The following is a 2435-nucleotide window of genomic DNA, read 5'->3' on the forward strand; positions in this document are numbered from 1 at the left end:
GTTGGACGAAGCCGCTAACGCGGAGAAAAAGCCCCAGTGCCCGATTATTTATAGAATGTAACCTCAAGCCCTCACTGAGAGGGATCATTCCACGACGAATCCTGAGGTTACTCGACAATGACATCATCATCCGAATCCGATTTCAAGCGCAATTATCAAACCCATCTTAAACACCTTAGGCTCAAAGGGCTCCAGCCCAAGACGATAGAGGCCTACGCCCGTGCCATTCGGCGTATCGGTCAGTATTTCGATGAACAAATCGATGACCTGTCCGAACCGCAGTTGACCGATTATTTTACCGATTTGCTGACATCGCATTCCTGGAGCGCGGTCAAGCTCGATCTGTACGGCCTCAAGTTCTATTATACCCATGTGCTGCGCAAACCTTGGGTAGCCCCCAATCTGATCAAGCCGCCCAAGGTCCAACGCTTGCCGGATATTGTTAGCGTGGAAGAGGCTCAGCAACTTTTCTTGGCCACCCATGTGCTCAGTTACCGGGTTTTCTTTTTCACCGTCTACAGCTTGGGTTTGCGTCTCGGCGAGGGCTTGCGCTTGCAGGTGGGCGATATCGACGCCGAACGGCAGCGCGTGCATATCCGCGACGCGAAAGGCAACAAGGATCGTTTAGTGCCCCTGCCGGCGGCGACATTGAGTTTGCTGCGCCGCTTCTGGCAGGTTCATCGTAATCCGGTACTGCTGTTTCCCAATCGCCACTGTGGCTTGAAGGGCGCGCATCGGGCGACTACGCCGCTGGATCGCGGCGGCGTGCAAACGACGTTGCGCCAGGTGGCGCAAGACTGCGGTCTAAAAAAAAGATTACCCCGCACAGCCTACGTCACAGCTACGCCACGCATCTGATCGAAGCCGGTGTCGATCTGCTGGAAGTGCAGAAAATCCTCGGCCACCACAGTATCCTCACCACCGCCCGCTATACCCACCTGACCGACGGCACGAATCAGAATGCCAACCAGGTGATCAATGCCTTGATGAATGGCTTTGCCATGGACTGGGGAAAGGTCAAATGATCCTGCTCTCCTCCATCATCCAAGCCTTTGAAACTGAATTTCTCGAACGTTATCAGAACTCACTATTACCCAGCCAGCGCCAAGCGCTGGCCGCCATGAAGCACTGCCGTACCTCGCAAAGCCCCTTGATGCTAGCCCAATGCGATGACTGCGATAGCCAACGCTTCGTGCCGCATTCCTGCGGTCATCGCAACTGCCCTCATTGCCAACAACACGAAAGTCAGCAATGGCTGGAGCGGCAACTGCAAAGGCAGGTGCCCGCCGAGTATTTTTTAGTGACCTTCACCTTGCCCAACGAACTCAGAGCGCTGGCCTGGCAACAGCAACGCACGCTGTATGACTTGCTGATCCGCTGTAGCTGGGAGACTGTCAAAGCCTTCACGCAAAACGACCCACAGCTTCAGGGGAACGCCGGCGCCATCACCGTGCTGCATACCCATTCTCGCCGCCTCGATTACCATCCCCATGTGCATCTGGTGATGCCGGCGGCGGCCATTGATCCGAACAAACGGCTGTGGCGAACCAAAAAAGGCCAAGATCGGCACAGAACCGGTTATCTGTTCAATCACAAGGCCTTGGCCATAGTCTTTCGTGGCAAACTGCTTGAGGCTATTGCACAAGCAGGACTGGCTCTGCCCGACCGTTACCCCAAAAAATGGGTCGTCGACGTCAAGCCCGTCGGCCGCGGCGACCAGGCGCTGGTCTATCTCGGACGCTATCTTTACAAAGGCGTTATCCAGGAAAAGGATATTATCGCCTGCCGGGACGGCCAGGTGACTTTCCGTTACCGGGACAGCAAAACCCAACAGATGCGCACCCGAATCCTGCCCGGCGTCCAGTTTCTGTGGCTGATCCTTCGGCATGTGCTGCCCAAGGGCTTTCGGCGGGCCCGCAATTTCGGCTTTTTACACCCCAACAGCAAGCGCCTGATCCGTCTGCTGCAAGTCCTGCTCGGCGTGAATCCGAATCAGGCCCTGGCCTGGCTGAGAAAACGTCCTAGCCTCAAGTGCCGGTGCTGCGGCGGTGACATGAGCATTGTCAAAACGCAGATGCCGCCTTCCTCAATAAGGCTGGCAGTGCCAACGGGCTAGCGAAACCGAAAGGAACAGGTTATGTAAATCCATCCGTCATTCCGGCCCGGCCTGAATCGGCATGTTTGCGCCGAGGGGTATGCTCGGCTCAAATTCGGGGCTTAATACGCCTGAATGCATCCCTTTCCGGATGTCATTGCCCTCATGGCAACCATATTGGCTTGTTTTTGAGACTTACCGCCTCAGACAAGCCACCGCATCCCACAAACGCCGAAAAGCTATTTTCTTATATAAAGTCAGATCCGTGATCACCGGGCTTGTCCAACAACCGGTTCAGATTGTGGTTCGCTTTGCTCACACAATCTAACCTTATTCGTTA

Annotated in this window: 1 protein-coding gene and 1 pseudogene; both read left to right on the plus strand. The window is 55.2% G+C overall.

Features of this window, described 5'->3' with window-relative positions; translation table 11 throughout:
* Window positions 1-117: 117 nt before the first annotated feature.
* A pseudogene (locus tag IT781_RS21625) lies at window positions 118-1025 on the plus strand (tyrosine-type recombinase/integrase).
* A complete protein-coding gene (locus tag IT781_RS21630) occupies window positions 1022-2116 on the plus strand; it encodes an IS91 family transposase (RefSeq protein WP_194972244.1) in 1095 nt (364 codons plus the stop codon). The pseudogene IT781_RS21625 and the gene IT781_RS21630 overlap by 4 nt, the downstream one beginning before the upstream one ends.
* Window positions 2117-2435: the final 319 nt, after the last annotated feature.

It is taken from the genome of Methylobacter sp. BlB1, assembly GCF_015476545.1.
Classification (GTDB): Bacteria; Pseudomonadota; Gammaproteobacteria; order Methylococcales; family Methylomonadaceae; genus Methylobacter.

Coding starts and splice junctions, on each gene's coding strand:
- IT781_RS21630 (WP_194972244.1), top strand. CDS start 1,022: ATGATCCTGCTCTCCTCCATCATCCAAGCCTTTGAAACTGAATTTCTC.